29 protein-coding genes are annotated in these 24272 nt (G+C 51.3%); all 29 read right to left on the bottom strand.

Features of this window, described 5'->3' with window-relative positions; translation table 11 throughout:
* Nucleotides 1–260: 260 nt before the first annotated feature.
* Nucleotides 261–635: a chorismate mutase gene (gene aroH, locus ACYUJT_RS11875; protein ID WP_460322131.1), complete on the bottom strand. Its 375-nt coding sequence runs from the start codon at nt 633–635 to the stop codon at nt 261–263.
* Nucleotides 628–1731, bottom strand: a complete 1104-nt coding sequence (aroB, locus tag ACYUJT_RS11880; protein WP_460322134.1) for a 3-dehydroquinate synthase — start codon at nt 1729–1731, stop codon at nt 628–630. The genes aroH and aroB overlap by 8 nt, the downstream gene beginning before the upstream one ends.
* Nucleotides 1732–1922: 191 nt before the next feature.
* Nucleotides 1923–2093, bottom strand: a complete 171-nt coding sequence (locus ACYUJT_RS11885; protein WP_196427103.1) for a hypothetical protein — start codon at nt 2091–2093, stop codon at nt 1923–1925.
* A gap of 60 nt (nt 2094–2153) precedes the next feature.
* Nucleotides 2154–2984, bottom strand: coding sequence for a CheR family methyltransferase (locus tag ACYUJT_RS11890; protein ID WP_460322137.1), 831 nt, complete (start codon nt 2982–2984; stop codon nt 2154–2156).
* Nucleotides 2975–3418 (bottom strand): nucleoside-diphosphate kinase, encoded by a 444-nt coding sequence (gene ndk / locus ACYUJT_RS11895; protein WP_460322140.1) that lies wholly within the window; start codon nt 3416–3418, stop codon nt 2975–2977. The genes ACYUJT_RS11890 and ndk overlap by 10 nt, the downstream gene beginning before the upstream one ends.
* Before the next feature lie 140 nt (nt 3419–3558).
* Nucleotides 3559–4533 (bottom strand): polyprenyl synthetase family protein, encoded by a 975-nt coding sequence (locus tag ACYUJT_RS11900; protein ID WP_460322141.1) that lies wholly within the window; start codon nt 4531–4533, stop codon nt 3559–3561.
* On the bottom strand, nt 4530–5396 hold the full coding sequence (locus tag ACYUJT_RS11905; protein WP_460322143.1) for a menaquinone biosynthetic enzyme MqnA/MqnD family protein: 867 nt from the start codon (nt 5394–5396) through the stop codon (nt 4530–4532). Before ACYUJT_RS11905 ends, ACYUJT_RS11900 begins: the two co-directional genes overlap by 4 nt.
* A complete protein-coding gene (locus ACYUJT_RS11910; RefSeq protein ID WP_460323278.1) occupies nt 5377–6006 on the bottom strand; it encodes a UbiX family flavin prenyltransferase in 630 nt (209 codons plus the stop codon). Before ACYUJT_RS11910 ends, ACYUJT_RS11905 begins: the two co-directional genes overlap by 20 nt.
* Nucleotides 6006–6878 (bottom strand): UbiA-like polyprenyltransferase, encoded by an 873-nt coding sequence (locus ACYUJT_RS11915; RefSeq protein WP_460322145.1) that lies wholly within the window; start codon nt 6876–6878, stop codon nt 6006–6008. Before ACYUJT_RS11915 ends, ACYUJT_RS11910 begins: the two co-directional genes overlap by 1 nt.
* The gene (locus tag ACYUJT_RS11920; protein ID WP_460322147.1) at nt 6871–7596 is read right to left on the bottom strand and encodes a demethylmenaquinone methyltransferase; all 726 of its coding nucleotides are present in this window, start codon (nt 7594–7596) and stop codon (nt 6871–6873) included. Before ACYUJT_RS11920 ends, ACYUJT_RS11915 begins: the two co-directional genes overlap by 8 nt.
* 14 nt (nt 7597–7610) lie before the next feature.
* The gene (locus ACYUJT_RS11925; RefSeq protein ID WP_460322149.1) at nt 7611–8453 is read right to left on the bottom strand and encodes a heptaprenyl diphosphate synthase component 1; all 843 of its coding nucleotides are present in this window, start codon (nt 8451–8453) and stop codon (nt 7611–7613) included.
* Between the two features lie 183 nt (nt 8454–8636).
* Nucleotides 8637–9185 (bottom strand): hypothetical protein, encoded by a 549-nt coding sequence (locus tag ACYUJT_RS11930; RefSeq protein ID WP_460322151.1) that lies wholly within the window; start codon nt 9183–9185, stop codon nt 8637–8639.
* A 102-nt stretch (nt 9186–9287) separates the two neighbouring features.
* A complete protein-coding gene (gene mtrB / locus ACYUJT_RS11935; protein ID WP_155610131.1) occupies nt 9288–9548 on the bottom strand; it encodes a trp RNA-binding attenuation protein MtrB in 261 nt (86 codons plus the stop codon).
* Between the two features lie 120 nt (nt 9549–9668).
* Nucleotides 9669–9941 carry an HU family DNA-binding protein gene (locus ACYUJT_RS11940; protein ID WP_055107762.1) on the bottom strand — a complete coding sequence of 91 codons (273 nt, stop codon included), beginning with the start codon at nt 9939–9941 and terminating at the stop codon, nt 9669–9671.
* A 183-nt stretch (nt 9942–10124) separates the two neighbouring features.
* Nucleotides 10125–11096, bottom strand: a complete 972-nt coding sequence (locus ACYUJT_RS11945) for an ABC transporter permease (RefSeq protein WP_460323280.1) — start codon at nt 11094–11096, stop codon at nt 10125–10127.
* Between the two features lie 11 nt (nt 11097–11107).
* On the bottom strand, nt 11108–12598 hold the full coding sequence (locus tag ACYUJT_RS11950) for a sugar ABC transporter ATP-binding protein (RefSeq protein ID WP_460323283.1): 1491 nt from the start codon (nt 12596–12598) through the stop codon (nt 11108–11110).
* A 113-nt stretch (nt 12599–12711) separates the two neighbouring features.
* Nucleotides 12712–13824 (bottom strand): sugar ABC transporter substrate-binding protein, encoded by a 1113-nt coding sequence (locus ACYUJT_RS11955; RefSeq protein ID WP_460322156.1) that lies wholly within the window; start codon nt 13822–13824, stop codon nt 12712–12714.
* Between the two features lie 158 nt (nt 13825–13982).
* A complete protein-coding gene (spoIVA, locus tag ACYUJT_RS11960; protein ID WP_460323286.1) occupies nt 13983–15461 on the bottom strand; it encodes a stage IV sporulation protein A in 1479 nt (492 codons plus the stop codon).
* A gap of 304 nt (nt 15462–15765) precedes the next feature.
* A complete protein-coding gene (locus ACYUJT_RS11965) occupies nt 15766–16509 on the bottom strand; it encodes a hypothetical protein (protein ID WP_460322158.1) in 744 nt (247 codons plus the stop codon).
* Between the two features lie 44 nt (nt 16510–16553).
* On the bottom strand, nt 16554–16901 hold the full coding sequence (locus tag ACYUJT_RS11970; RefSeq protein WP_460322161.1) for a 2Fe-2S iron-sulfur cluster-binding protein: 348 nt from the start codon (nt 16899–16901) through the stop codon (nt 16554–16556).
* A gap of 12 nt (nt 16902–16913) precedes the next feature.
* Nucleotides 16914–17555: a nucleotidyltransferase family protein gene (locus ACYUJT_RS11975; RefSeq protein WP_460322164.1), complete on the bottom strand. Its 642-nt coding sequence runs from the start codon at nt 17553–17555 to the stop codon at nt 16914–16916.
* A 61-nt stretch (nt 17556–17616) separates the two neighbouring features.
* Nucleotides 17617–17796: a DUF2768 family protein gene (locus tag ACYUJT_RS11980; RefSeq protein ID WP_430216413.1), complete on the bottom strand. Its 180-nt coding sequence runs from the start codon at nt 17794–17796 to the stop codon at nt 17617–17619.
* 155 nt (nt 17797–17951) lie between these two features.
* The gene (locus ACYUJT_RS11985) at nt 17952–18224 is read right to left on the bottom strand and encodes a stage VI sporulation protein F (protein ID WP_460322167.1); all 273 of its coding nucleotides are present in this window, start codon (nt 18222–18224) and stop codon (nt 17952–17954) included.
* 97 nt (nt 18225–18321) lie between these two features.
* Entirely contained in the window at nt 18322–19359 is a 1038-nt protein-coding gene (locus ACYUJT_RS11990) for an NAD(P)H-dependent glycerol-3-phosphate dehydrogenase (RefSeq protein ID WP_460322169.1), read from the bottom strand.
* A complete protein-coding gene (plsY, locus tag ACYUJT_RS11995) occupies nt 19352–19963 on the bottom strand; it encodes a glycerol-3-phosphate 1-O-acyltransferase PlsY (RefSeq protein ID WP_460322172.1) in 612 nt (203 codons plus the stop codon). Before plsY ends, ACYUJT_RS11990 begins: the two co-directional genes overlap by 8 nt.
* Before the next feature lie 12 nt (nt 19964–19975).
* Complete coding sequence (gene der / locus ACYUJT_RS12000) at nt 19976–21298, bottom strand: ribosome biogenesis GTPase Der (RefSeq protein WP_460322175.1); 1323 nt, start codon at nt 21296–21298, stop codon at nt 19976–19978.
* Nucleotides 21299–21570: 272 nt separating this feature from the next.
* The gene (gene rpsA / locus ACYUJT_RS12005; protein ID WP_460322177.1) at nt 21571–22803 is read right to left on the bottom strand and encodes a 30S ribosomal protein S1; all 1233 of its coding nucleotides are present in this window, start codon (nt 22801–22803) and stop codon (nt 21571–21573) included.
* Between the two features lie 137 nt (nt 22804–22940).
* Complete coding sequence (locus ACYUJT_RS12010) at nt 22941–23510, bottom strand: lysophospholipid acyltransferase family protein (RefSeq protein ID WP_460322180.1); 570 nt, start codon at nt 23508–23510, stop codon at nt 22941–22943.
* The gene (gene cmk, locus ACYUJT_RS12015; RefSeq protein WP_460322183.1) at nt 23500–24210 is read right to left on the bottom strand and encodes a (d)CMP kinase; all 711 of its coding nucleotides are present in this window, start codon (nt 24208–24210) and stop codon (nt 23500–23502) included. The genes ACYUJT_RS12010 and cmk overlap by 11 nt, the downstream gene beginning before the upstream one ends.
* Nucleotides 24211–24272: the final 62 nt, after the last annotated feature.

A 24272-nucleotide genomic window follows, 5' to 3' on the forward strand; every position in this document is an offset into this window, starting at 1 on the left:
ACCGAAATACAAGAAATAAAGAGTCAGCAATGGAATGCACCGCCAGCAATAATGAACCAAAGGCGCCTGCGCCTGATCATCATTATGCGGAAATCCGATTCCACGACTCATGTTCTTATACCTACACTCAGGTTACTGCTACTCAGCTCAACTCTGCTCATCTAAAACTCTACTCAGCTCAAAACACACTATCAAGACTAAATTCTGTTTTTAATATACATGATTCCATGTTCCTTGGCAACCATCCGACCCAAATAATTCTAGGAACCGGATGCCGCGAGATCCGGACGAAGGCTCTTCGCTTCATTTAAGTACACATGTTTCATTTCACGCTGGCTCTTGTTCGTATTCACTTGGATCAACAGGCGAATGCACATCGGCAAGCTGCCTTTGACCGGAATTTCCGTCGAGCACATGAGGGGCACGAGTTCCCATCCCTTCAGTACACGGATGGCACGTGCAGGGAAAGTAGCATCCAAATCTGCCGTAACCGTAATCCATACGCTGCAGATGTCCTCCGGCTCGATTTCGTTACGAGCGACAATTTCCTTCAGGAGTACAGCCGTTTCCTGCAAAATTTCCGTCTCCTCATTGTGAGCAACCGTTGTGGCTCCCCGAATCCCCCGATTATACATGCTGCCCTTCCCCTTTCAATTGTGTGATCACTTTACGCACTTCATCCAATGTCATGTCGGATACAATTTCTACCTCTCCAATGCGGACAGGCAAAATAAAAACGATTTTGTTTTCTTTGAATTTCTTGTCATGGAGCATTGCAGAAATGATATCATCGTCATTCAGATGCCCCGGAATCGTCGTCGGCAAGCCAAACTTGGCCAGCAGGGCTGATGTCTCCTCATAAATCGAACGATCCCTGCCCCTGTTGACAGCGAGCATGGCCGCAGCCGCCATCCCGATCGAGATCGCCTCGCCATGCAGAAACTCGCCATAACCGCCTATAGCCTCAAGCGCATGGCCAATCGTATGACCCAGGTTTAGAATCGCGCGCAAGCCCTGCTCCGTCTCATCGGATGACACGACCTTGGCTTTAACAGAACATCCCTCCGTCAGCCCGTAAGTGAGCGCTTCACGGTCCAGAACCAGCAGCCGCTCGGCGTTATCCCGGCACCAGTAGGCGAATTGTTCGTCCCAGATCAAACCGTGCTTGATCATTTCAGACAAACCTGAGCGGACATCACGTTCCGGCAAGGTCTGCAGTGTGTCTACATCATATAACACCATCGCCGGCTGATGAAATGCGCCGATCATATTCTTGGCTAAACGATGATTGACAGCTACTTTGCCGCCAACGCTGCTATCATGGGCCAGTATAGTCGTCGGCATCTGTACAAAGTGTACCCCGCGCATGAAGGACGCTGCCACAAAGCCTGCCAAATCCCCAACAACCCCGCCGCCTAAGGCAACAACAGTCGATTTGCGGTCGAGGCCGCCTTCGATCGCTGCGGTCATCACCTCTTCGAAGACCTCCAGCGATTTTGATTTCTCGCCAGGCTTCACGACTGAACTTACGGTGCGATATCCGCTCGCTTGCAGTGAATTCACGACTGTCTGCAAGTATTTCGGAGCAATATTCTCGTCGGAGACAATCAGCACGGGGCTCTTCGTCGTCAGTTGATGCTGCAGAAAATACTCCCCAGACTTACTCAGCAAGCCTTCACCAATATAAATAGGATACGAACGATCCCCTAAATCTACCGTTAACGTCCTCATTTATGATGCGTTCCCCCTTTAAAACTTCCAAACTGTAAAGAGCTAAAATCCGAACATATCTTTGCTAATTATAGTATACGTGCTTTCCTTTTGACAAGGCAGCGTTATACGCTTCGATACATAAAAAGACGCACCGCTGTTACTGCCTGAAGCAGCAACTACGGTGCGTCTGGATCGTTTCTACTACCCGATTAGCTCGAGGCCGGACGATTGTTCGCCGAAGCAGCGATGATTCGCAGCGAATCCGCTGGCAAATCAAGGAGCCCGTTTAATTGGCCGCGTTCCACGCCAAGTACTTGCGCGCATTCCTGCGGTGTAAGGAACCCCCTGCGATAGGCATCGATCACTTTTCTCTTATCCATGACTAACCCTCCACGACATTGGATATTCCAAGTATCGGGCAAGACTCGCATGAATATACATCAATCTTTTTTGCGGTAGAAAAAAGTTTCCGAAGCTTCCAATCCATAATTACCCGGAGAGAATATCTGCTCCGTGCTGCCCACAAACAAGATGCCGCCCGGGCGAAGCGCCTCCGCAAACCGGTGATACAGCTTCTGCTTCGCTTCTTCCGTGAAATATATCATGACGTTGCGGCAGACAATTAAGTCGAAGCCTTCCTCGAAATCATCGAGCAGCAAATTCTGCTTTTTAAAAGTAACCGCCTTCTTCAGCTTGGGTTCGATGCGGTACATCACGCCTTCGGGTGCGAAATACCGATTAGCCACATCGGGCGGTACATCCTTCAAGGATCGCTCCAGATACAATCCTTGGTTAGCCTTCCCAAGTGCGCCATCATCAATGTCAGTAGCCAGCAAATATGTATTTTGCAGAAGGCCATGGTCGTTGAGAATCATCGCCAGCGTATATGGTTCTTCTCCGGTTGAGCACGCCGCGCTCCATACCCGAAGCCGGGGCCTTCCAGCTGCCAGAGCGGGCAGCACACTATCCCGCAGCGTCTCCCAACGATTTGGATTTCTCCAGAATTCGGACACATTGATCGTCATTTTATCCAAAAATTCATAGAATAGCGTCTTATCAGCCGTCATCGCCGAGAAAAAAGACGCGAAGGTCGAATATCCGTTCTTGTTTCGCAGGGTCGTTAAGCGCCGTTTCATTTGAGCCTCTTTGTACTGCGCCAAATCGATCCCCGTCAACTGTTTGACACTACGAATAAAGCCCTCATAATCCGGGTCGGGAGCACCGTCTTGGTTCGAGCGAACCGGATCGGGAATCAACTCTTTCATATCCATGGATCAATGCTTCTGGAGTAGTTAAGTATTTCGTTAGGCTCGAAAAAGTTGGCGATTTCCCGTTCTGCGCTCTCCAAACCGTCAGAACCATGGATAAGATTAAATGGCGTGTGGGCGGCGAAATCTCCGCGTATCGTACCCGGCAATGCCTCAGTCACCTGAGTCTTCCCGATGACGATTCGGGATAATGCAATAACATCATCACCCTGCCAGACCATTGCGAACACCGGACCAGACGTAATAAAGCGCACCAAGCTCTCAAAGAAGGGCTTGCCCTCATGCTCGGCATAGTGACGCTTTGCCTGCTCTTCCGTAACTTGAACGAGCTTGCCGGCAATCAGTTTCAGTCCTTTGTCTTCAAACCGGCTAACGATTCTTCCTACCAAACCACGTTGAACCCCATCTGGCTTGACCATTAAAAATGTCCGTTCCATGGTTTACCTCCCCTAATGTTGTCACATTGAATAATACGACGATATAATGCATTCTATTAAGCTACAACTAAAGCGTATTTTACCAGAAATCAGGGAATAAGGGTACCATAAAAATCACGCTCCTCTGGAGGAGCTTCCTCCTAATAGGAGCGTTTGTTAACGAATAATGCGATCTCCTTCAAGTGGTTTCTTGCCTTACTCTCCGGAAGCTGAGCGAGCGCCGCTAGCGCCTTATCGGTAAAAGTCTCCGCCAGCCGCTCGGCCTGGGCGATGCCTGGACCCGACTTGATGATATTTATCGCTTCCGAGATATGCTCATTTCCGTTCTCCCCGCGTATTCCGTCGATTGCCTGGAGCAGCGGCTTCCTAAGCTTCGGATCCTGGAGCGTATAAATAACCGGTATAGTTATATTGCCTTGACGCATGTCGCTGCCAGGCGGCTTGCCAATACTCTTCTCCGTACCGCACAAATCAAGCAGATCGTCGCGAATCTGGAAAGCCATACCGATATTATAGCCGTAGCGGTACAATAGCGAGCTCGACCCAGCAGGGGCTCCCGCAGCCACCGCGCCGAGCTGGCAGCTGATCGCGATCAGCAAGGCGGTTTTGCGCCGGATGCGCAGCAAGTAATGGCGGACTGACTGCTCGGTATTGAAGAAATCGCGGATTTGCTCCATTTCCCCGATCGACATTTGCACCAGCGCCTTGGACAAAACACGATGCACCTCCGGGTCAGGCAGTTGGGTTGCCAGCATCAAAGCTTTGGCATAAATGTAATCACCCGTGTACATCGCGATTTTATTGTCCCACTTCGCCTTGACCGTCGGCTTGCCCCGCCGCATTCCCGCATCGTCGATTACATCGTCGTGCACGAGCGACGCCGAGTGGATCAGTTCGAGCGGTACGGCCACATACTGCAGCCGGTTCAGATCATACGTGCCGAATTTCCCGCCCAGCAGCACGAAGATCGGGCGCAGCCGCTTGCCTCCTGCCTTAAGGAGATGGAGCGAGGTTTCGTTCAGCAGTTCCTCATCGCCCTCGATGCTCCGGTACAACTGCCGTTCGATGAAGTCCATGTCTTTCTTCAATGTACCGAAAATATCCATTAGTTTCATTCTTTCACCCGTATCAACGTATTGTCGCTCCATATGTTCAATCTTACCTCGTGCTCCAGAAGGCCAAGCTCGCGAGCGTAAGTGAAATACAAAGCTAATCCAGCCTGCTGTTCTTCGTTAAAATCATAACATAAATTGTTAAAATAATGCCTCCAGTACTGGGGTGTCCCGCCGATTTGCCGACACGCCTGATCCACGAGCGGGCTTAAATCGCTCAGGCTGCGGCGCTTACTGTCTTCGAAAGCAGAGCATATTCGCGACAGGACAACAGGATGCTCCTCAGCGAAAGACTTCTGAACAGCCCAGACCGCAAAGGTCATTCCATAACCCGTCCATCTTTTCCAGACTTCCCCTAAATCCGTCACGATATAATCATGATCCAACCAGGAGGCCTCGATCGCGTGATCGCCGATCAGCAAAGCCGCATCGCTGTTCTCCATCATCGCATCCAAGTTCGGCTCGCAGTCCCAGTAGGTCGGCTTGCCGCCGTAGGCTTTCTCCATAATAATCTTCAACAGATTAACCGAGGTCGCGGAGGTATTGGTCAGTGCAATGACACCATTGCGGATCTCCTCCGGGGGTTTCCTGGAAAACAAGAGAATAGAGTTTACCGGACCGTCCGAGCTTACGGACAAGCCCGGCAGCAGCCAGAACCGTTCCCAGCCCAGACCGAAGGCAAATGAGGATACCGGCGAGATATCAAGCGATCCGCTCAGCATGCCCCTGTTCAACAGAGAAGGCACCTCCGTTACGAGGCGAGGGCTGCTGGGCAGGCGATCCGTATCGAAATAATGAAATACAGGCCAGACGTTGCTGTACTTAATCCGTCCAATCAAGATGTCATCATTGTCCCTGCTGTACACTTTGCTCCCCCCATCTGGTAAACAGATTATGTTCGATTCTCAAGCTGTCTAATACTTTACCAACCAAGAAAGAGACCAGGTCATCGATATTCTGCGGGCCGAAATAAAATGCCGGCATGGCCGGAACAATCCTTACTCCAAGCCTGGCCAGCTTCAGCATGTTCTCCAGATGAATCGCATGCAGCGGCGTTTCACGCGGAACCAGGATAAGCGGCCGTCCTTCCTTCATCATTACGTCCGCCGCGCGGGTCAGCAAATTATCCGATGCGCCGTGAGCGATATCGGAGAGGGTTCCCATCGAGCATGGCATGACGATCATACCGTCCACTAAATAAGAACCGCTCGCAATCGTTGCGCCGATATCTGCGATCGGGTGATAAATGTACTGCCCCGGGAAACCCTCAAACTGCTCACGCAGGACCGTTTCACGATCCGACGTATTCCAGCCCAGCTCCTCCTTGATAACCCTCCAGCCTGCATTCGTAATTACTAGATGTACATCAAATCCCAGCTGCAGCAGGGACTGAACTAATTTCACGCCATAAATCGAGCCGCTGGCACCCGTAATACCGACGACCATCCCTTTTCGTCTATCTGCGCTGCTGACCATCAATAGTGCCGCACCACCAAATCTATCAAGGTAAACGAGAATACCACGATGCTGAGAACGCCATTCATTAGGAAAAAGGACGTCTGCAAACGGCTAAGATCACTAGGCGATACGATATAGTGCTCATAAAATAAAATCAAATAAGCGATAATCATTCCGGCGATGTACCACCAGCCCAGGTCGCTGAGCAGTAGCAGAGCGATAAAGCCGACAGCGGTAATGATATGGAAAGCCTGGGCAATCTTTAGCGAAGTCGCCACCCCGAACCGTACCGGGATGGAGTATAATCCCTCCGTCTTATCAAACTCGACATCCTGACAAGAATATACGATATCGAAGCCAGCCACCCAAAACGTCACGGTAGCAAACAGGATCATGGCGGTTAGGTCCACCTTGCCCGTCACGGCCACCCAGCCGCCAAGCGGAGCCAGCGCAATCGTTAATCCTAGTACAACATGGCAAAGCCAGGTAAAGCGCTTCGTATAGGAGTACAGAACCAGCATGACGACGGCAATCGGCAGCAGCTTCATCGCCAGCGGATCCAGCTTGGCCGCAGCCCAGAATAGCAGGGCGAATGACACGATAATAAAAATGAGAACTTCCCCGATCTTGAGGAGTCCGGCAGGAATTGCCCGATTCGCCGTGCGGGGATTCTTCTTGTCGCTCACCCGGTCGATAAGCCGATTAAGCCCCATCGCGGCGCTTCTCGCCCCAAACATCGCCAGAAGTACCCAGCCGATCTGTCCCCATGAAGGAAAAGTCTGATGAATCATGACCGAGCCAAGTAAAGAGCCCATAAAGGCAAAAGGCAAGGCGAATACGGTATGTTCAAATTTAATCATTTGCAAAAAAACTACAGCTTTTCTAAACATATGGCGTCTCCTTTGTTCCGATATGTAAGGCGGCGACTCCACCCGTTAAAGGATACGCTTCGACCTTCTGCAGGCCGATTTCCTGGTAAATTTGCGCCAGCTCGTCCCTTCCTGGAAAAGCGGCGAGCGAATCAGGCAGCCATTTGTACTGCTCATAGCGTTTGGCGAACAGCTTGCCAAGCAGCGGCATCAGCTTTTGGAAATAGAAATAATAAATTCCCTTAAACGGCTGCCAGGTCGGCTTGGACATTTCCAGGCAGACAACCATGCCTCCTGGCTTGACCACCCGCTGCATTTCGCGAAGCACCTGATACAGGTCAGGAACGTTACGCAGGCCGAAGCCGATCGTGGCATATTGAAAGGTATTATCCTCGTACGGAAGCTCCATCGCATTGCCCTGCACGAGCGAGATGCGATCGCTTAACCCTCGTTCATTCACCTTACGGCGGCCAAACTCCAGCATGTTCTCGCTGAAATCTAGGCCGGTAATTTGTCCCCTGCTGGCCTCAGCCATGCTGATGGTCCAATCGCAGGTGCCGCAGCATAGGTCAATCGCCGTGTCCCCCGGCGACATGTTCATCTTCGCCATCGTAAATTTGCGCCAGGCCTTATGCCGCCTGAAGCTGATAATATCGTTCATGATATCGTACTTCGGAGCGATGCTCTCGAATACCGAATGGACAAACTGCTCCTTCGATCCAGAAGTAGAGTTGCTCATAGTCGTCTGTCACCTTACCCTTCCTGCATTGCACGCCGCTGCGACGTTAGCGCGGCACGAAACGGTTCGACAATCGCAGCCAGCTCGGACTGCTCCTTGTCCCCCTTCAGTTCTTGGACAAGCGCCTGAATCCGTTCCACGGATTGATGGAGCTTGTGTATGAGCTGCTCGTTCACATCGTATTTGGCCAGAAGCGAAGACCACTCCCGCCGGTCGACCTTGCGCCGTAAAACGGCTTCCTTGTCCTCGGCCGTCCCCGATTCCATAATCCGCAAATATGCGAAGCCCTGGCGTTCCTCCGGCAGCATACTGCTTGCCTTCATTTCACCGAGCACCACCTCGCAGCGGCTAAGCTCAGCCAGCAGCAATCTCCACAGATTTTGCAGCGGCTTGTCCAGCAGATGAGAGAACGATTGGAAAAGGCCCATCTTGATTTGCGTGCATTCCTTCAAATATTCCTCCGTAGGCAGAAGCTTCTTCAGCTTGTTATAGAGCCCGACTTTCAGCCGGTTTACATCGCAAATCGCCGTACTCATGGAAGACACCAGTTCGATTTGCCCCGCCTTCGCGAGCAGCTCATAGAACAGACTGCTGAAATAATCGCCCGCCAGAACCTTAAGCTGGCGGGAACGCATGCTCCGCTCCTCCTTGCAGGTCGAGTCGACATCGATCATGTCATGCGTATCGAGCCCGAGCTGAACGAGAAAGGCCGCTAGCGCTGATGTCTCATGCGCCCTAACTTTGCCGTTGTCGCGGATATTTAAAAACATATAAAGCAAACGAACACGGGCAACCGGGTGTTCCGGAAGCGCCGTGTGGTTGGTAATCATGTCGTATCCGACATATTTCTGTGCCATTTCAGTTATGCGATAAGGTTTCATCCTCTGCCTCCGAGCCGCTAATACTGACAATCTCTTCCTGGATTATTGGAAATTCAAAGAGATGTCACAATCCTGTCTATTATAGCATATGTTATTTCGCCGCGCACAAGATACGGCGCTTATTTCGCAATAAAAAATACGTCTTCGCAAGCCCGCGTGCTACTTGCGGATCATCGTCTTCCACAGACTCGTCTCTGTAACCCTGAACCAGCTTTTCAGCTCATGGCTCAATTCCCGGTTGCCCCGGGTCCGCAGCTCCCCCAGTGCGTCCTTGGGCCACTCCCCTCGGCGCACATCCGCAGCCATCAGCAAATATTTATTTCCAATCCACCTGTCCTCCGCGATGAACCTCACCAACAATCGATGCACGTTGCTCGTATCCTCAAAGGAGCGCTCAATAGCCTGGGCGAGGCCTTGGTATAGTCTGTCCGGCTGGCCGATTCCTTCCGTAACCCTGAAATCAATCGACAATACGCTTCCGCTCAGCTCGACCTTGGAAACGGGGACAAGCAGCTTCCAGGCAATCAGCTCATCGACCAAATTATCGTTATTCAGCTCCACTGGCGGCTCATGCTTGTCGAGCAGGGCTGCATTGGCCGGTGCGATCTCCCCCGTCCTTCCGCCAATCCAAGATACGGCTGACAGCAGCACGGCACAGCCCATCGTAATCAGCAGCGCCTGTACAACAATAATGGTATTACGCTTCATGAGGCATTCTCCCTTGGTTTGTGACCTGGTTATATTCTGCCCTACACGCTCTATACCCCATTGTACAATTAAAAAAAGCAGGCTATGCCTGCAAAATCAAAATCATTCTTCCGTATCGATTCTGCCGTGCTTGGTCATAACGACAGCTTTGCCTCTGATCTTTACCGCCGAAGTATGGTCGGTAAATTGGGCGATAAGCACCTCACCCTTGTCCAGCTTCTCCGTATGATGGAAGCGCGTGTCTTTGCCACGGGTTAGCCCGATGACCTGCACGCCCTGCTCCTTCGCCTTTACAACGAAATAATCGCCGTTATTTACGTTTCGCTCTTCCCCGCTTCCGGCACTCTGATTGTGCTGATCCATCCTGTGATTCCTCCCATTCGGATAAATACACTGAAGACCTACATTCTTCTGTCTCCTAAAAGAAAAGGCCGTGAACAAACGCCCACGGACTTTTTTATCAGAGAAGATATGTAGAAATCTTTATTTAATTCCGTCTTTGAGCGCTTTACCTGGTTTGAATGCAGGAATTTTGCTCGCAGGGATTTCGATTTCCTCTCCTGTTTGCGGGTTGCGTCCTTTACGGGCGGAACGTTCGCGAACTTCAAAGTTGCCAAAGCCAACCAGCTGTACTTTGTCGCCGTTTTGCAGCGCCGTGGAGATAGCCTCAAACACAGCGTCAACCGCTTTAGCCGCATCTTTCTTGGAAAGCTCCGTACTCTCGGCCACTTGGTTCACCAAATCGGATTTATTCATCAAAATTCACCTCCCCGTTCAAAAATACGTCACTCTGATATTCTGTGTTTCCGTTTTACCGCAGAATATACGTAATTCTACATTATTACTGGATATTTGCCCAGCAAAAGTTCATTTTGCCGCAGCCGTCGAAGGCGCGGAACAAACTTATAGTAATACAGCCCATCTAGAATTTCAAGTTTTTTAAGTTCTGGATCGGTTCAGCACGTAAAAAGTAATCGACAAAGCAAGCACCAGTACGGAGCCTTTTACAATATCATGGGCGAAATACTGTACGTTCATCATAGTCAGTCCGTTTACGAGCACACCGATCAGCACCGAGCCGATAAACGTGCCGATAATGTTCGGCTTGCCCGCGCCGAAGACGGAAAAACCTACGAAAGTCGCGGCAACGGCCTCCATCAGCAGAGGAGCTCCCGCATCGATTTGGCCCGAGCCGACCCGCGACGCGAAGAGCAAGCCGCCAATGGCCGCAAAGACGCCGGAAGCCATGTAAGCGAACATCCGCACTTTTTTCACCTTGATCCCCGACAGCCTTGCCGCTTCCTCGTTGCCCCCCGTAATATAAATTTGCCGGCCGTATTTCGTCCGAGTCAGAAACAGATGGACGACAATGACGAAGAAGATGAGCAGAATGACGCTGATCGGAACCCCAAGGAATTCTCCTTGTCCTAGCAGCAGAAAGGTCTTGTCCATTTTGCCCGCTGCCTTGCTGCCGTCCGGGAACTGCATATTGTTGTATATCGTATAGCCTTGGGCGTAGGTCTTCTGGATTCCCGCGACGATGTACATCATGGCCAAAGTCGCCAACAAATCGGGAATTCTCATTTTAATAATCAGGAAAGCATTCAAAAGACCGATCAAAGCCCCAATTAACAACGGAAAGATAATGACGACATAAAGCGGCATTTGATACCAGATCATCAGCGATGCCGAAACGACCGTGGTCAATGAAACTGTTGATCCTACGGATAAATCGAAGCCATCCACGGCCAGTGACAGCGTGACGCCTATGGCTACGAAAGTCACGATTGCGATCGAATTCAGGATATCGCTTAAATTGCTGTAAGTAAAAAAGTAAGGCAGCCTGATCGAAAAAAAGGCAATGACCGCCAAAACGACCGTTATCGTTCCATACCGGAACGTTACATTCATCAATCTGTCTTTCACAATTTTTCCTCCCGTCCACCGCTTGCAAAGTACAAAATCTTCTCCAGGGTAGCCTCGCTGCGCGGCAGTACGGCAGCAATGCTGCCGTCGTAAAGCACGGCGATCACGTCCCCTATCCCCAGCCCCTCGTCAAGTTCGCTCGTCAAATACAGCACGCCTTTACCCGCGGCAGCCAATTCGCCGATAATGCGAAAAATATCGCTTTTCGCCCCGATGTCGACCCCTTTGGTCGGCTCGTCAAACAGGATAATATCCGCTTCTTTCTCCAGCCATTTGCCGATGGCCACTTTCTGCTGGTTTCCGCCGCTCAAATATTTAACGGGCAGCTTGGCAGAAGCCGTCTTGATGCCCAGCGAGGAAATCGTACGCTCGGCAAGCCCCCGCTCCCGGCTGCCGGAAATGAAGCTGAAGCGGCTGATCCGATCGAGGAGCGGCAGACTGATGTTGCGCTCCACGGACTCTTGAATGACGATTCCCTGCTTGCGCCGCTCCTCAGGCACACTGACGATGCCCGCATCAATGGCATCCGCCGGCTGCTTGAACAGCATCTTGCGTCCGCGCATGTAAATCTCTCCGCCGTCCATACGCTCCGCACCCGCCAGCATCCGGGCGATTTCCGTCTTGCCGGCGCCAACAAGGCCAACGACGGCTACAATTTGCCCGCTGCGCACCGTTAGGTCGACGCCCCTGACCCTGCGGCCCTGCCGAAGCCCCTTGACGCTTAGAACGATATCACCAATCTCGGCAGAAACCTTCGGGAACTCCTCCGCGAAGGTTTTCCCCAGCATTTGCGTGACCAGCTCTTCCATGCTCAAAGCCTTAACCGGTCCGGAATGCACCTTTGTCCCGTCTCGCATCACAGTGACATAATCGGCGTGCTCTATCACCTCGGGCAATCGGTGAGTAATAAAGACGCATGCCGTCCCCCGCTGCTTGAGCTCGCTCAATATTCGGAAGAAGGTATCCGCCTCCGATCCGCTCAGCGGAGCCGTGGGCTCGTCAAAAATAATGACCTTCGCTTCCTGCCTGACGATCCGTGCGAGCAGCACCATCTGCTTCTCAGCGATGGTTAAATCGGCGACCTTTCGCTGTACCGGAATGTCCGCATGAAGCGATGCCAGAATTTGCTCCGCCTCCTGCGCCTGTCGCCTAGGACTTATCCATGCTTTGCCATCTGCAGCTCCAATCGCATCCAGCATGACGTTCTCGGCGACCGTCAATTGGGGAACAAGGCTGGCGTCGACCTCCTGATATACGCAGTGGATGCCGAGCTGCTTTGCATCCGCGGGCGACTTATGCTTTATCGGCCGCCCGTCCAGCAGCATTGTGCCTTCATCGTATTCGTAGGCTCCCGCTAAAATTTTCATCAACGTGCTCTTGCCGGCGCCGTTCGCTCCGAGCAGCGCATGTACTTCTCCGCCTCTTAAGCCGAAATCCACGCCGCAAAGAGCCGGAACTCCGGCGAACGATTTCGTGATTCCGTTCATCTTCAGCACATATTGTTCCTCCGCGTTTATTGCCGATGTTCCCACTAAGCAGCACTCCCTTATTTAAAAAGCGCGCCTCCCGGCGCGCCTTTCACATTTTACAGCCCTTGCCTTTACTCTACGCCATACTCTTTCATCCACTCTTGAATACCTTGCTTAGAGCCGCCCCAGCCCTCAACGTACTGAGACAGGTCATCCGTAGATACTTGCTGGTCAGGAAGGGCATCCCGCGCAACGAGTACCGCCTTCAGGACGACGCTATCCTCCGTCTCATCGCCATGCAGCTTCTGGTAAGCGTATCTGACCTGTACCCGGCCGATATCCTTCGGATCCACTGCCGCAGAAGCGACCCACGGACTCTCCGGATCCTGGATAATCTGCAAGTCTTCGTCGCTTAAATCAATACCGTATACTTTGATTTCATCACGGCCTGCAAGCTGAATCGCTCTCGCAGCACCTTTAGCGAACTCGTCCCAAGCGGCCCATACCGCCGTAATTTCGCCCTTCGGATATCGCTTGAGAACAGCTTCCATCTGGGTTTGCGAATCAAGCGCTGGATTGGACGCAGTTCCGAAGCTGGCGATTTCCTTGACTTCCGGGTTTTCCTCCAAGAATTTCTTGTACTCAATGTCACGGCGCTCCATAGGTGCAAATCCGGCAACCCATACCTTGACGATATTGCCCTTGCCGCCCGAATCCTGCTTCAACTGCTCCAGCGACAATGCGGCCATGCTCTGATCGTCCTGCGACAATACAGTCACACCAGGCACTTCTACCGTCGCATCGAATACGACCACCGCGATACCTTTCTCCACTGCTTTCTTGATGCCCGGCTCCAAAAACTCAGCCGCGCCGTGATCTGTCAAAATAATGTCAAAATTTTGATTTACCGCAGAATCGAGCAGCGAGGACATTTTCGCTTTATCATTTTCCGCAACGAACGTCGTCAGCTCCCCGCCGAACTTCTTCACTTCTTCCGTCACGCCCTGCACATATTGCTGCGAGAACGTACCCGTATTAAATTCCATGACCAGCGCTACCTTCTTGCCTGCGAGCTCCTTGCCGCTCACATCTGCCGCTTCGCTGCCTTGCTCTGCAGCCGGCCCAGACTGATTTCCCGAAGCAGGCACCGGCTCCTTTTTGATGCCGCATGCGCTAACGACGAGAACGAGCAGCAGGATTAACGCCGTCGTCCATGTTTTTTGCCAAAATGTGATTTTCTTCATGGTTTCTCCCCCTCTTGATATGTATCTTTAAAAACTTTATAAATTAATATATAACTTAATTCCAAGTATGTAAATCGGTTTTTACTATTTAATCAAAATAAAAAACCGCACACAGCTGAATCAGCTTAGTGCACGGTTGGGATACAATGGTTATGTTTCTATAAAATGATGGCAATCAGTCCGCCGGAGCCCTCATTGATAATGCGGCCGAGCGTCTCCTGAAGCTTGTAGCGGGCATTGTCCGGCATCATGGCGATCTTGCCCTGGATGCCTTCCCGAACGATGGAGTGCAGGGAACGGCCAAAAATATCGGATTCCCAAATTTTAATCGGGTCATTCTCGAAATCCTGCATCAGGTAGCGTACCAGTTCTTCACTTTGCTTCTCCGTGCCGATGATCGGCGCAAATTCGGACTCGACGTCGACCCGGATCATATGAATCGACGGCGCCGTCGCTTTCAGGCGCACCCCGAATCTGGAACCTTGGCGAATGAGCTCCGGCTCATCCAGCGCCATTTCGGCCAAAGAAGGAGCGGCGATGCCATATCCAGTCGTCTTGACCATTTCCAGCGCTTCCGCGAAGCGGTCATATTCCTTCTTCGCATGCGTGAACTCCTGCATCAGCTGCAGCAGATGATCCTTGCCCCTGATTTCAACGCCGACGACCTCCATTAGGATTTGATCATACAGATCGTCAGGCGCATATAAATCTATTTCCGCCACACCCTGCCCCATGTTCAGGCCGCTGAGGCCGGCGCGGTCGATGAATTCATATTCGAGGAAGTTACTGACGACACGGTCGACGTCGCGCAGACGGCGGATATCCTTAACCGTATCACGGACGGAATTTTCGTAATTGCTGCGCAGCCAGTGGTTCTCGTTCAGCACCATAACCCAGCTCGGCAAATTCACATTGACCTCGTGTACAGGAAACTCGTACAGTACTTCGCGCAGCACCCCGGTAACGTCCTCTTCTGTCATTGTAGCTGCACTTAAAGCGATGACGGGAATATCATATTTCTCCGCGAGCTCCCCGCGAAGCTGCTGCGCTTCCTCGCTCAGCGGGCGCGTAGAATTGATGACGAGGACAAACGGCTTGCCAACCTCCTTCAATTCGGCGATGACGCGCTCTTCGGACTCAACGTAGGAGTAGCGCGGAATGTCAGCGATCGTGCCATCCGTCGTCACCACGACGCCAAGCGTGGAATGCTCTTGGATGACCTTGCGCGTTCCAATCTCCGCCGCTTCCTGGAACGGAATCGGCTCTTCGAACCACGGCGTGGAAATCATGCGCGGGCCGTTCTCATCCTCATAGCCTTTTGCTCCTTCGACGGCGTAGCCGACGCAATCCACGAGCCTGACGTTCACTTCCAGCCCTTCTGCCACTTTGATTTGCACGGCATTGTTTGGCACGAACTTAGGCTCGGTCGTCATGATCGTCTTGCCAGCTGCGCTTTGCGGAAGTTCATCCACTGCACGGATCCGATCGGCTTCGCTGGAAATGTTCGGCAGAACGACCGTTTCCATGAAGCGTTTAATAAAGGTCGATTTTCCGGTTCGGACGGCTCCAACCACACCGAGATAAATATCTCCTCCGGTGCGTTCGGCAATGTCCTTGTAAATGTCCACTTTCTCCAATACCAATGATATCCCCTCCTCAAAATTCGCCGAAGGAAAAATGCTTTGAGAGCATCCGCTTCGTTATTTGCAACAACTCGTACATTCGTTTGGACTAGTAACATCATATGTAGCAAATGCACTATTATGACGGATTATACCGTCCGTACCTACTTTTTTTTGCTATACCGCCTCGTCGGGCGGCACCAAGGTTCCGCCATATAACCATTGTATGATCGATGCCTGCTTCCTATGACATACGAAAAATGCCCCCTACGAAGAAATCATAGGAAGGCATTTATATACGCTTGATCACTCAATTGATTCAATTTTCGACTTGCGCAACCGGGATGCCGTCTGCCCATGCATAAGGCAGAGATTTTACAGGAACGAAATAAGACTCCTTCGTCAGCAGCACCCTGAGATCACCTTGCTCGCTGCTAACCTCCGTACCGGATTTATCGATGGCCTGCATAATATCCCAGGCGTAGTCGACATATACCCGTCCCGATTCATTGATCAAATAGGGAAGCGGCTGTCCGGAGTAGACGCTCAGCAGTTCATGCTCCTCCCCGCGGATTTTCTTCAAATCAACCTGCTGCAGCCCCGGGTAGATTTCCTCTTCTTGAGTCACTGGCCATTGTCCCGGGTGGGTTCTCTCGTATTGATCGACAAGCCTTTGAACGTCATTTACTTTCTGCACTGTGATCAGATCCATCACTTTGACCGTAGGATCACTCTCTTCATCGATGACTAGGAAATAAGCACTGCCCCCCTGCTCGAAAGCCGTAGCCGGGATTTGGTCCATGTATCCTTGCTTGTTCAACTTGTCAAGATTGATCCGGAACTTTTCATAGCGGGGCACCTCTTCCCCGGCCGTAATGATCGGAAGAAGGCCTGTATCCTGCTGGTAAGCATCTATCGCACTTTGGACTCGCTCCACGCTTTCACGATAAGATACTCTTTGCTCCTGCCGCTTTGCTCCAGGATACATGCAGCCGGACAATAACGTAATTCCCGCCGCAATAACGATCACGCATGTAAGGTACCTAATATAAGTCTTATTCAAAGCTCTTCATCCTTTGCAAATATCATACGTTGATTGATCAGCCCTTACCACAAATCCTCCTCTTGCTGGCGTTCCAACTGCTTGCGGATCGCTGCCTTCAGCGGATCCTCCGGCAGCCGAACCTCGGCAGGCCCGATGATTTTGGCTTGGCATGCCAACCGGACTCCCCGCTCCAGAAGTGGACCCAGCTTGCGCTGCTCTGCGGCCGTAGGCGGGCTTAATGCCAGGCTATGCCCAGCGTCCACCTCCACTTTGCACATCAAGCAGGCTGCGTTTCCTCCGCAGCGCGTCGCGACATGAACCCTAGCATTCCGCGCCGCCTGAAGAACGTTCGTCCCCGGACGGACTTTTGCCGACTTGTCCTGTGGCATAAATCTGATTGTATAATCCACTCCGAGACCCTCCTATAGCTCCTGCCTTGCCTTCAGCAGCCATTCTTCATATACTTCGGGGGCTTCCAGCAAATCCGCTACGGCCATTACCGTTTCCGCTTCCCATTCATTCCGGGCAAGAAGCAGCTTCAGCAGACCCATTTGCCGCTCCGGAGACTTCCGGATCGCCTCGGCGACCGCACGATAACGGTCTGAACGTTCCCGCAGCACATTGAAGAGCAGTTCATGGGCAAGAGGCATTAACCGGATCGGCACGTCTTCCAGCATGATTTGCTCTGCATATCCAGCCAGAACACCGCTTACCTCTGTACGGTACATGGAGCGGCCGTTCCTTATTTCGAAGCCGCCGACCAATTCCATCGTCAACTCCCCCATCCGGTAGTGGCTTAGGAGGGAAGAGTAGCGGCCGCTTTCATCCCATACAGGCTCATCCAAGGCCAGACCCGTTAAGCGGTCATGCAGCTTCTTCGCTTCAGCTTTATCATAATATACGTCAATGTCACGAGGGGGGCGTTCCAGCGGTACTCCCTGCAGCCACAGGCTGCAGCTCCCTCCCAGCAGCCAGACGGCATCAGCCTGACCCAACCGGCTCCCTAAATCCTTCAAGGCGGCTACCAGGGAGGCCCGTCCCTCCTCGGCGATGTCTATGCTCATTCCATACCTCTTCCCTTGACTCCGTTATACTTAGGCTTCCTGCTGCAATACTGCCATGAATCTACGTGATCGATACAAGCCCCATCAGGAAACCGGTTAGCATCACAATAAAAGCGAGCAAGGATAAAATCCCTTTGAGGATGCCTTTCGTTTTAGTACGGGCAAAAGTGACCAAAAAGACGGACACGCCCATCACGAGAATCGCTGCAATTGATAACCACATCTTCGTCATTGCATCCATGAACGTAACTCTCCCATTTCCCATAATCAATATGATGAATATTATAGCATTTTGAATACGAACAGGCTATGCAGCGTGCACAGGATTGTTCCAAAATCAAGGAGTGAAACAGAAAAAGCACCTTTCGGTGCCTTTCCATCAAAATCACAGTCTATTTACTTCTTAATCATTAATTTCATCAATGCTTCCATATTGTTCGGATTCATGCCGCTCTTCTTCACAGCTCCGATAATTTCCGAAATCGTACTTTCCGTAACAGGCACCTTGGCCATCGCGGATACCTGCTTAATCAACTTCCGCAGCTCCGCCTCGCTCTGCAAAGTAGACGGTTTCACTGTGCTTGCCAGTTTTTTGACGGAGCTCTCGGAAATATTCTTGCCAGTCTTCTTGTTGATCGCGTTCAGGGCATCTTTGGAAATTTTGCTCATATTCTCCCCCCTTCGCATTGCTCTCCCACAGTTTATGAGAAGCAAACGAAAAAGGTGTAAGGATACAGGAGCTTCCTATGAATGCCCAAGCCCAAAGTTAGGCATGCCACTGCTCCCAGGTTTCCAGCGACATGACCTCCATCTCGGTCTTTCGATCACGTCCCATCAGGGCTTCCACAGCTACCCTTGGCTCGACTCCATCGAACAGCACATGATACAGCTGCTGTGCGATCGGCATTTGCACATGGTATTTCTCAGAAATGGTGCGTGCTGCCTTCGTTGTCCGAATGCCTTCAACGACCATTCCCATCGAGCTAAGAACCGTATCCACTGACTTGCCTTCGCCAAGCATATAGCCTGCGCGCCAATTCCGGCTGTGACGGCTAGTTGCGGTCACAACCAGGTCTCCTACGCCAGCAAGACCAGCAAAGGTGAGCGGGTTCGCGCCCATTTCCACTCCGATTCGGGTAATCTCTGCCAACCCACGCGTCAGCAGCGCGGCCTTGGCATTGTCGCCGTAACCCAGCCCATCCGACATGCCTGCTCCGAGGGCAATAATGTTCTTTAAGGCACCAGCCAGCTCCACACCCAGCATATCGCGGTTCGTATAAACCCGGAAATAGGAATTCATGAATAAATCCTGTGCCAACTGTGCCTGTTTGTCCTCCAGCGAAGCAACGACAACTGTCGTTGGACAGCGCTTCACGACCTCCTCCGCATGGCTGGGGCCGGACAACACTACAATCCGTCCTTCCTCACAGCCCAGCTCTTCGGCAATAACGACGGACATGCGCTTTAAGCTCTCCGTCTCAAAGCCCTTGGTCGCATGCACTACGGTCATATCCTCTTTCCAATAGGGCTTAAGCGCACGGGCTACGTCCCGCATCGCAGAGGACGGCGCAACGATCACAACCGCCTTTGCTCCAGCGACAGCCTCCCCCATATCGCCCGTGGCAACAATCCGGGGCGATAAATCGACTCCCGGCAAATATTTTTCATTGCGGTGCTTCCCGTTAATTTCATCTCTTTGCGCCTCGTTACGAGTCCAGATCATCACATCCATCTTATCGGCCAGAACGCTGGCTAATGCCGTCCCCCAGCTTCCTGCCACTAATACGGCCGCTTTCTCAGACAACTCGTTTACCTCCCTTGGAGCCAAGTTTGTTCTCTTTGCCTTGAACCAATTTTACGATATTCGTACGATGCCGCCAAAATGCAAAGACGAAAATTATAAGACTCGTCCACAAATATGGACCAATTTGTCCAGAGAACACCAGGAATAACGGAGTCAGCAGGACAAACAGCAAAGAACCGAGAGAGACGTATCTTGTAAAAACGATCGATAAAATAGCGATGATGCCCGCGTAAAGCGCCGGAAAGAAGAACAAGGAAGCCATGACGCCAATGGTCGTGGCAATCCCCTTCCCCCCGCGAAACCGGAAGTATACCGGCCAGTTGTGGCCGACAATGGCAGCGAGTCCACATAAGAGAGGTATCCATACTTGCTCCCCGCCAAGCCATCTGCCTATCCAGACAGCAGCTATTCCCTTTAGTACATCAAGAGCTAGCACCATGATCGCCGGTCCCTTGCCGAGCACTCTCAGTGTGTTGGTTGCTCCAGCATTGCCGCTACCATGCTGACGGATATCAATTCCTTTCAAGGATTTCGCCAGCAGGACACTGAAGCTGACAGATCCCAACAAATAACTGAAAATTACTGCAATCACGGGTAAAATCACATTTTTCCTCTCCTAACCTTCATCAGACTTACGGCGCGTAAACAACCGAATTGGAGTACCTTCAAAATCAAATGCCGCCCGAATCTTATTCTCCAAATAACGCTCATAGGAAAAATGCATCAGCTCCGGATCGTTGACGAACACAACGATCGTTGGCGGCTTGACGGTTACTTGGGTCACGTAGTTGATCCGCAGTCTTCTTCCTTTATCCGTCGGCGGCGGATTGATCGCAATCGCATCGGATACGACATCGTTCAACAAATGCGTTTGCACCCTTTTCGCATGCTGATCCGCCACATGCTGCACGACCGGCAGCAGTTTATGCAGACGCTGCTTCGTCTTCGCGGACAGGAAAACGACGGGCGCATAGGTCATGAACAGGAAATGATCGCGGATTTTCTGCTCAAATTGATGCATGGTCTTATCATCCTTCTCGACGACATCCCATTTGTTCACGACGAAGATAGAGGCCTTGCCCGCTTCAAAAGCATAACCGGCAATATGCTTGTCCTGCTCAATGATGCCTTCTTCCCCATTGATCAGCACAAGGACGACATCAGCCCGCTCTATCGCTTTCATTGCGCGCATGACGCTGTATTTCTCCGTCGTCTCGTAGACCTTGCCGCGCTTGCGCATGCCTGCCGTATCAATCAGCACATAACGCTGGCCATCCTTCTCGAAAGGCGTATCGATTGCATCGCGGGTCGTACCGGCAATATCGCTGACGATGACCCGTTCTTCCCCGAGAATCGCGTTGATTAGGGACGATTTACCTACGTTCGGCCGGCCGATCAGAGCGACGCGGATAACATCCTCGTCATATTCGTCGTCCGTAAGATCCGGTAAATTCTCGGCAATTGCATCCAACAGATCGCCGATCCCGGTGCCGTGACTACCTGAAATGCCGATCGGCTCCCCAAAACCCAAGTTGTAAAATTCATAAATATGGTCGGATCGGCCGATGTTATCCACCTTGTTAACGGCTACGATAACAGGCTTGCCACAGCGATACAGCAAATTGGCAACTTCCTCGTCCGAGCTCGTTACTCCGGCTTTGGCATCGCACATGAAGACAATGACATCCGCTTCCTCGATCGCGAGCTCAGCCTGCGCGCGAATCGACTTCAAAATCGGCTCCTCATCGCCTAGCTCGATCCCTCCCGTGTCGATAATGCTGAACGGCTTGCCGTTCCATTCCCCTACACCGTAAATACGGTCGCGGGTAATACCGGGCTTGTCTTCCACGATCGCGAGCCGGTCACCGATAATCCGGTTAAAAATCGTCGATTTGCCTACATTCGGCCTTCCTACGATAGCCACAACGGGTCTTGCCATACGGATACCTCCTAATTATTGTTCCTATATTTAAACGGAATGCTTACTACGTCCATGATTCACGATTATCATCATAGCAAAAAAAGCACTAATTGGCTAACGTTTCATTGCTTATTTTCAACGCTACGTTTTGCCCATATTACGGCAAAGTAAACGTTTTTATTATAGCCGCCTTGTATTTCTTTACTCCCGATGAACCATGCCTGGACAAAAATAAAAATCGGCGAACCCGTGTTAGGGGGCCGCCGATCCTTATGCCTGCTAAATCCCGTCTATTTCCACTTGCTCAATTTGTCACCAAACCGCTCGCCAAGGGTAACGCTCAGGCCTTGATTGTTCAGCGAAACGTTAGGATTGTCGTTCAAGTCTTCTTTTCTTACGCTGCTGCCTCTGGACGGCTTCTCACTCTTCGGTGCCGGAGCTGGAGCCTCTTCCGTCTCCTTAATGCTCAGGCTGATCCGCTGCTCGGCCGTATTCACATCCAGAACTTTGACTTGAACCGTCTCTCCTTCTTTCAATACCTCATGCGGTGTACCGATATGTTTGTGGGAAATTTGCGAAATATGAACTAGTCCTTCTACTCCAGGTGCAATTTCGACAAAAGCACCGAAGTTGACAAGGCGCTTCACTTCACCGCTTACGATATCTCCCGACTTGAATTGCTCTGCCGCTGTATCCCAAGGGCCAGGCGTTGCAGCCTTGATGCTCAGGCTGATTTTGCCTTTCTCAGGATCAACTTTCAGAACCTTAACCTTCACTTGTTGTCCCTCGGAAAGTACATCCGCTGGTTTATCAACATGGTTCCAAGCAATTTCAGATACGTGAACAAGTCCGTCTACGCCGCCTACGTCCACGAACGCCCCGAACTGAGTCAGGCGCTGAACTGTTCCTTCGATGACTTGGCCTTCTTGCAGCTCGCCCATCACTTTGAGCTTATTCGCTTCGAATTCCTCATCCAGAACGTCTTTTTGCGACAGGATCACTTTGTTGTTCTCAGGATCGATTTCCTTCACTTTTACGCGAAGCGTGCGACCTTTGTAATCGCTGAAATCTTCCACGAAATGACGCTCAACCATCGATGCAGGGATAAATCCGCGTACACCAACGTCCGCTACGATACCACCTTTAACGACATCGGCAACGGTTACTTCGAAAGTCTCTTGGCTTTCAAAGCGCTTCTGCAGCTCTTCCCATGCATTTTCGCTGTCGATCGCCCGTTTGGATAGCACGAGACGCTCTTTCTCGTCGTCAATGCTAACGACTTTGGTCTCTACTTCTTGGCCAACTTGAACGGCATCCGAAGCGCTGTCCAAATGAACAGAGGACAATTCACGAATAGGAATAACGCCGTCATATTTATATCCAATGCTCACATAAGCCTGGTTGTCCTCGATTTTGACGATCGTTCCTTTAACGGTGTCCCCTTTTTTCAAGGATACGATTTGATCCAGTTCATCCTGGTTCGCTGCTTCAACAGCTTCTTGGTTCTTAATTTCTTCCGACATGTCAATACCCTCCTCAATTCAGCAACCCATTTATTTAAACCCGCTTGAAGCGAAGTTCAAAACAACTTAATGTTGATAGCTTTCCAAAAGTCTCCTGCCTTCATGCATGATAAACTCTTGTCCAGCAATCAATCCAATCATCCCTGAGCCTTTAGTTCCGCAATCCGGGACATAATTATTTCCGTTACGCGTTCTGCGGCATCAGGATTAGAGCTATCTTTGAACTCCGAAATATCAATCGGAGCTCCGTAAACGACTTTCATTTTCTTGAATAACTTATAATTTCCAATAATGGCTACGGGAATGATGACAGCATCGCTTCGAAGCGCGAAGGTCGCTGCTCCCCTTTTGCCCATTCCGCCGGAACGGGAGCCTTCCGGAAAAATCCCCATTACTTTACCCGTACGCAGAATGGTTAATGCAGTTTTAATCGACTCCTTGCTCACGCCGCCTCTCTTGACAGGAAATGCACCAAGCTGCGTAATCAGCCAGCCAAAACCGAAGATGTCGAATAATTCCTTCTTGGCCATGAAGTGTACTTTCCGCTTCAAGAGTATGCCGGTCGTCGGCGGATCCAGCAAGCTGATATGGTTGGAACAGAGTAGCACGCCGCCCTCCTCAGGGATATGCTCGAGTCCCTTCCCCTCCAAACGGAATAGCGCTTTATAAATAAGTAGTAATGCACCACGGCAAAAGCTATAAATCATTCCTGTTCTCTCTCCCATAAGATTGGCTAAATGAAACGATGCGCTCTGCCACTTCACGAGGCGTTAAATCCGTCGTATCCAGCAGAATGGCATCCTCAGCCTGCCGAAGGGGGGATATTTCCCTCTCTTGGTCCAGCCGATCCCGCTCTGCGATATCGCGGGCGATCATTTCCAACGTAATTCCTTGCTGATCCTGCATTTCCTTGAATCTGCGGCGGGCGCGTTCTTCTACGGTTGCTGTCATGAACACCTTCACTTCAGCATCCGGCAGCACCGTCGTACCGATGTCGCGTCCATCCATGACGACGCCTTTGCGCAGAGCCATTTGACGCTGAAGAGACACAAGCCAGGTTCGCAGTCCTTCGATTTGCGCGTATCGGGACACTTGGGAGCTTACCGTTAAAGAGCGGATCTCGGCGGTCACGTCTTGACCGTTTACGAATACTTTCTGTCCGTCTTCTCCTGGCATTAATTCTATACCCAAGTTTTGCACCGAATGAAGCACATTATCGACTTCTTCCGGTCCGATTCCGATTTTTTGCAAATACCAAGTTGCTGCTCGGTACATTGCACCGGTATCCACATAGACGTATGACAGCATGCTTGCAACCATCCGGGCAATGGTACTCTTCCCCGCACCGGCAGGTCCGTCGATCGCGATGTTGATCTTGCCGTTATGTGATGACGTTGTCCTTGCCAACGCGGACGCCTCCTCAAAACACGGTCTCAATAAAAAAGCAGGCATTGCCTGCGACGTGAAAA

The sequence above is a fragment of the Paenibacillus sp. YSY-4.3 genome (assembly GCF_054767475.1).

What these genes read in the sequence shown, in the direction of transcription:
- aroH (WP_460322131.1), bottom strand. Translation starts at nt 635, where the DNA reads ATGTATAATCGGGGGATTCGGGGAGCCACAACGGTTGCTCACAATGAG.
- aroB (WP_460322134.1), bottom strand. Translation starts at nt 1,731, where the DNA reads ATGAGGACGTTAACGGTAGATTTAGGGGATCGTTCGTATCCTATTTAT.
- ACYUJT_RS11885 (WP_196427103.1), bottom strand. Translation starts at nt 2,093, where the DNA reads ATGGATAAGAGAAAAGTGATCGATGCCTATCGCAGGGGGTTCCTTACA.
- ACYUJT_RS11890 (WP_460322137.1), bottom strand. Translation starts at nt 2,984, where the DNA reads ATGGATATGAAAGAGTTGATTCCCGATCCGGTTCGCTCGAACCAAGAC.
- ndk (WP_460322140.1), bottom strand. Translation starts at nt 3,418, where the DNA reads ATGGAACGGACATTTTTAATGGTCAAGCCAGATGGGGTTCAACGTGGT.
- ACYUJT_RS11900 (WP_460322141.1), bottom strand. Translation starts at nt 4,533, where the DNA reads ATGAAACTAATGGATATTTTCGGTACATTGAAGAAAGACATGGACTTC.
- ACYUJT_RS11910 (WP_460323278.1), bottom strand. Translation starts at nt 6,006, where the DNA reads ATGGTCAGCAGCGCAGATAGACGAAAAGGGATGGTCGTCGGTATTACG.
- ACYUJT_RS11915 (WP_460322145.1), bottom strand. Translation starts at nt 6,878, where the DNA reads ATGTTTAGAAAAGCTGTAGTTTTTTTGCAAATGATTAAATTTGAACAT.
- ACYUJT_RS11920 (WP_460322147.1), bottom strand. Translation starts at nt 7,596, where the DNA reads ATGAGCAACTCTACTTCTGGATCGAAGGAGCAGTTTGTCCATTCGGTA.
- ACYUJT_RS11925 (WP_460322149.1), bottom strand. Translation starts at nt 8,453, where the DNA reads ATGGCACAGAAATATGTCGGATACGACATGATTACCAACCACACGGCG.
- ACYUJT_RS11930 (WP_460322151.1), bottom strand. Translation starts at nt 9,185, where the DNA reads ATGAAGCGTAATACCATTATTGTTGTACAGGCGCTGCTGATTACGATG.
- mtrB (WP_155610131.1), bottom strand. Translation starts at nt 9,548, where the DNA reads ATGGATCAGCACAATCAGAGTGCCGGAAGCGGGGAAGAGCGAAACGTA.
- ACYUJT_RS11940 (WP_055107762.1), bottom strand. Translation starts at nt 9,941, where the DNA reads ATGAATAAATCCGATTTGGTGAACCAAGTGGCCGAGAGTACGGAGCTT.
- ACYUJT_RS11945 (WP_460323280.1), bottom strand. Translation starts at nt 11,096, where the DNA reads ATGAATGTAACGTTCCGGTATGGAACGATAACGGTCGTTTTGGCGGTC.
- ACYUJT_RS11950 (WP_460323283.1), bottom strand. Translation starts at nt 12,598, where the DNA reads ATGAACGGAATCACGAAATCGTTCGCCGGAGTTCCGGCTCTTTGCGGC.
- ACYUJT_RS11955 (WP_460322156.1), bottom strand. Translation starts at nt 13,824, where the DNA reads ATGAAGAAAATCACATTTTGGCAAAAAACATGGACGACGGCGTTAATC.
- ACYUJT_RS11975 (WP_460322164.1), bottom strand. Translation starts at nt 17,555, where the DNA reads ATGAGCATAGACATCGCCGAGGAGGGACGGGCCTCCCTGGTAGCCGCC.
- ACYUJT_RS11980 (WP_430216413.1), bottom strand. Translation starts at nt 17,796, where the DNA reads ATGGATGCAATGACGAAGATGTGGTTATCAATTGCAGCGATTCTCGTG.
- ACYUJT_RS11985 (WP_460322167.1), bottom strand. Translation starts at nt 18,224, where the DNA reads ATGAGCAAAATTTCCAAAGATGCCCTGAACGCGATCAACAAGAAGACT.
- der (WP_460322175.1), bottom strand. Translation starts at nt 21,298, where the DNA reads ATGGCAAGACCCGTTGTGGCTATCGTAGGAAGGCCGAATGTAGGCAAA.
- rpsA (WP_460322177.1), bottom strand. Translation starts at nt 22,803, where the DNA reads ATGTCGGAAGAAATTAAGAACCAAGAAGCTGTTGAAGCAGCGAACCAG.
- ACYUJT_RS12010 (WP_460322180.1), bottom strand. Translation starts at nt 23,510, where the DNA reads ATGATTTATAGCTTTTGCCGTGGTGCATTACTACTTATTTATAAAGCG.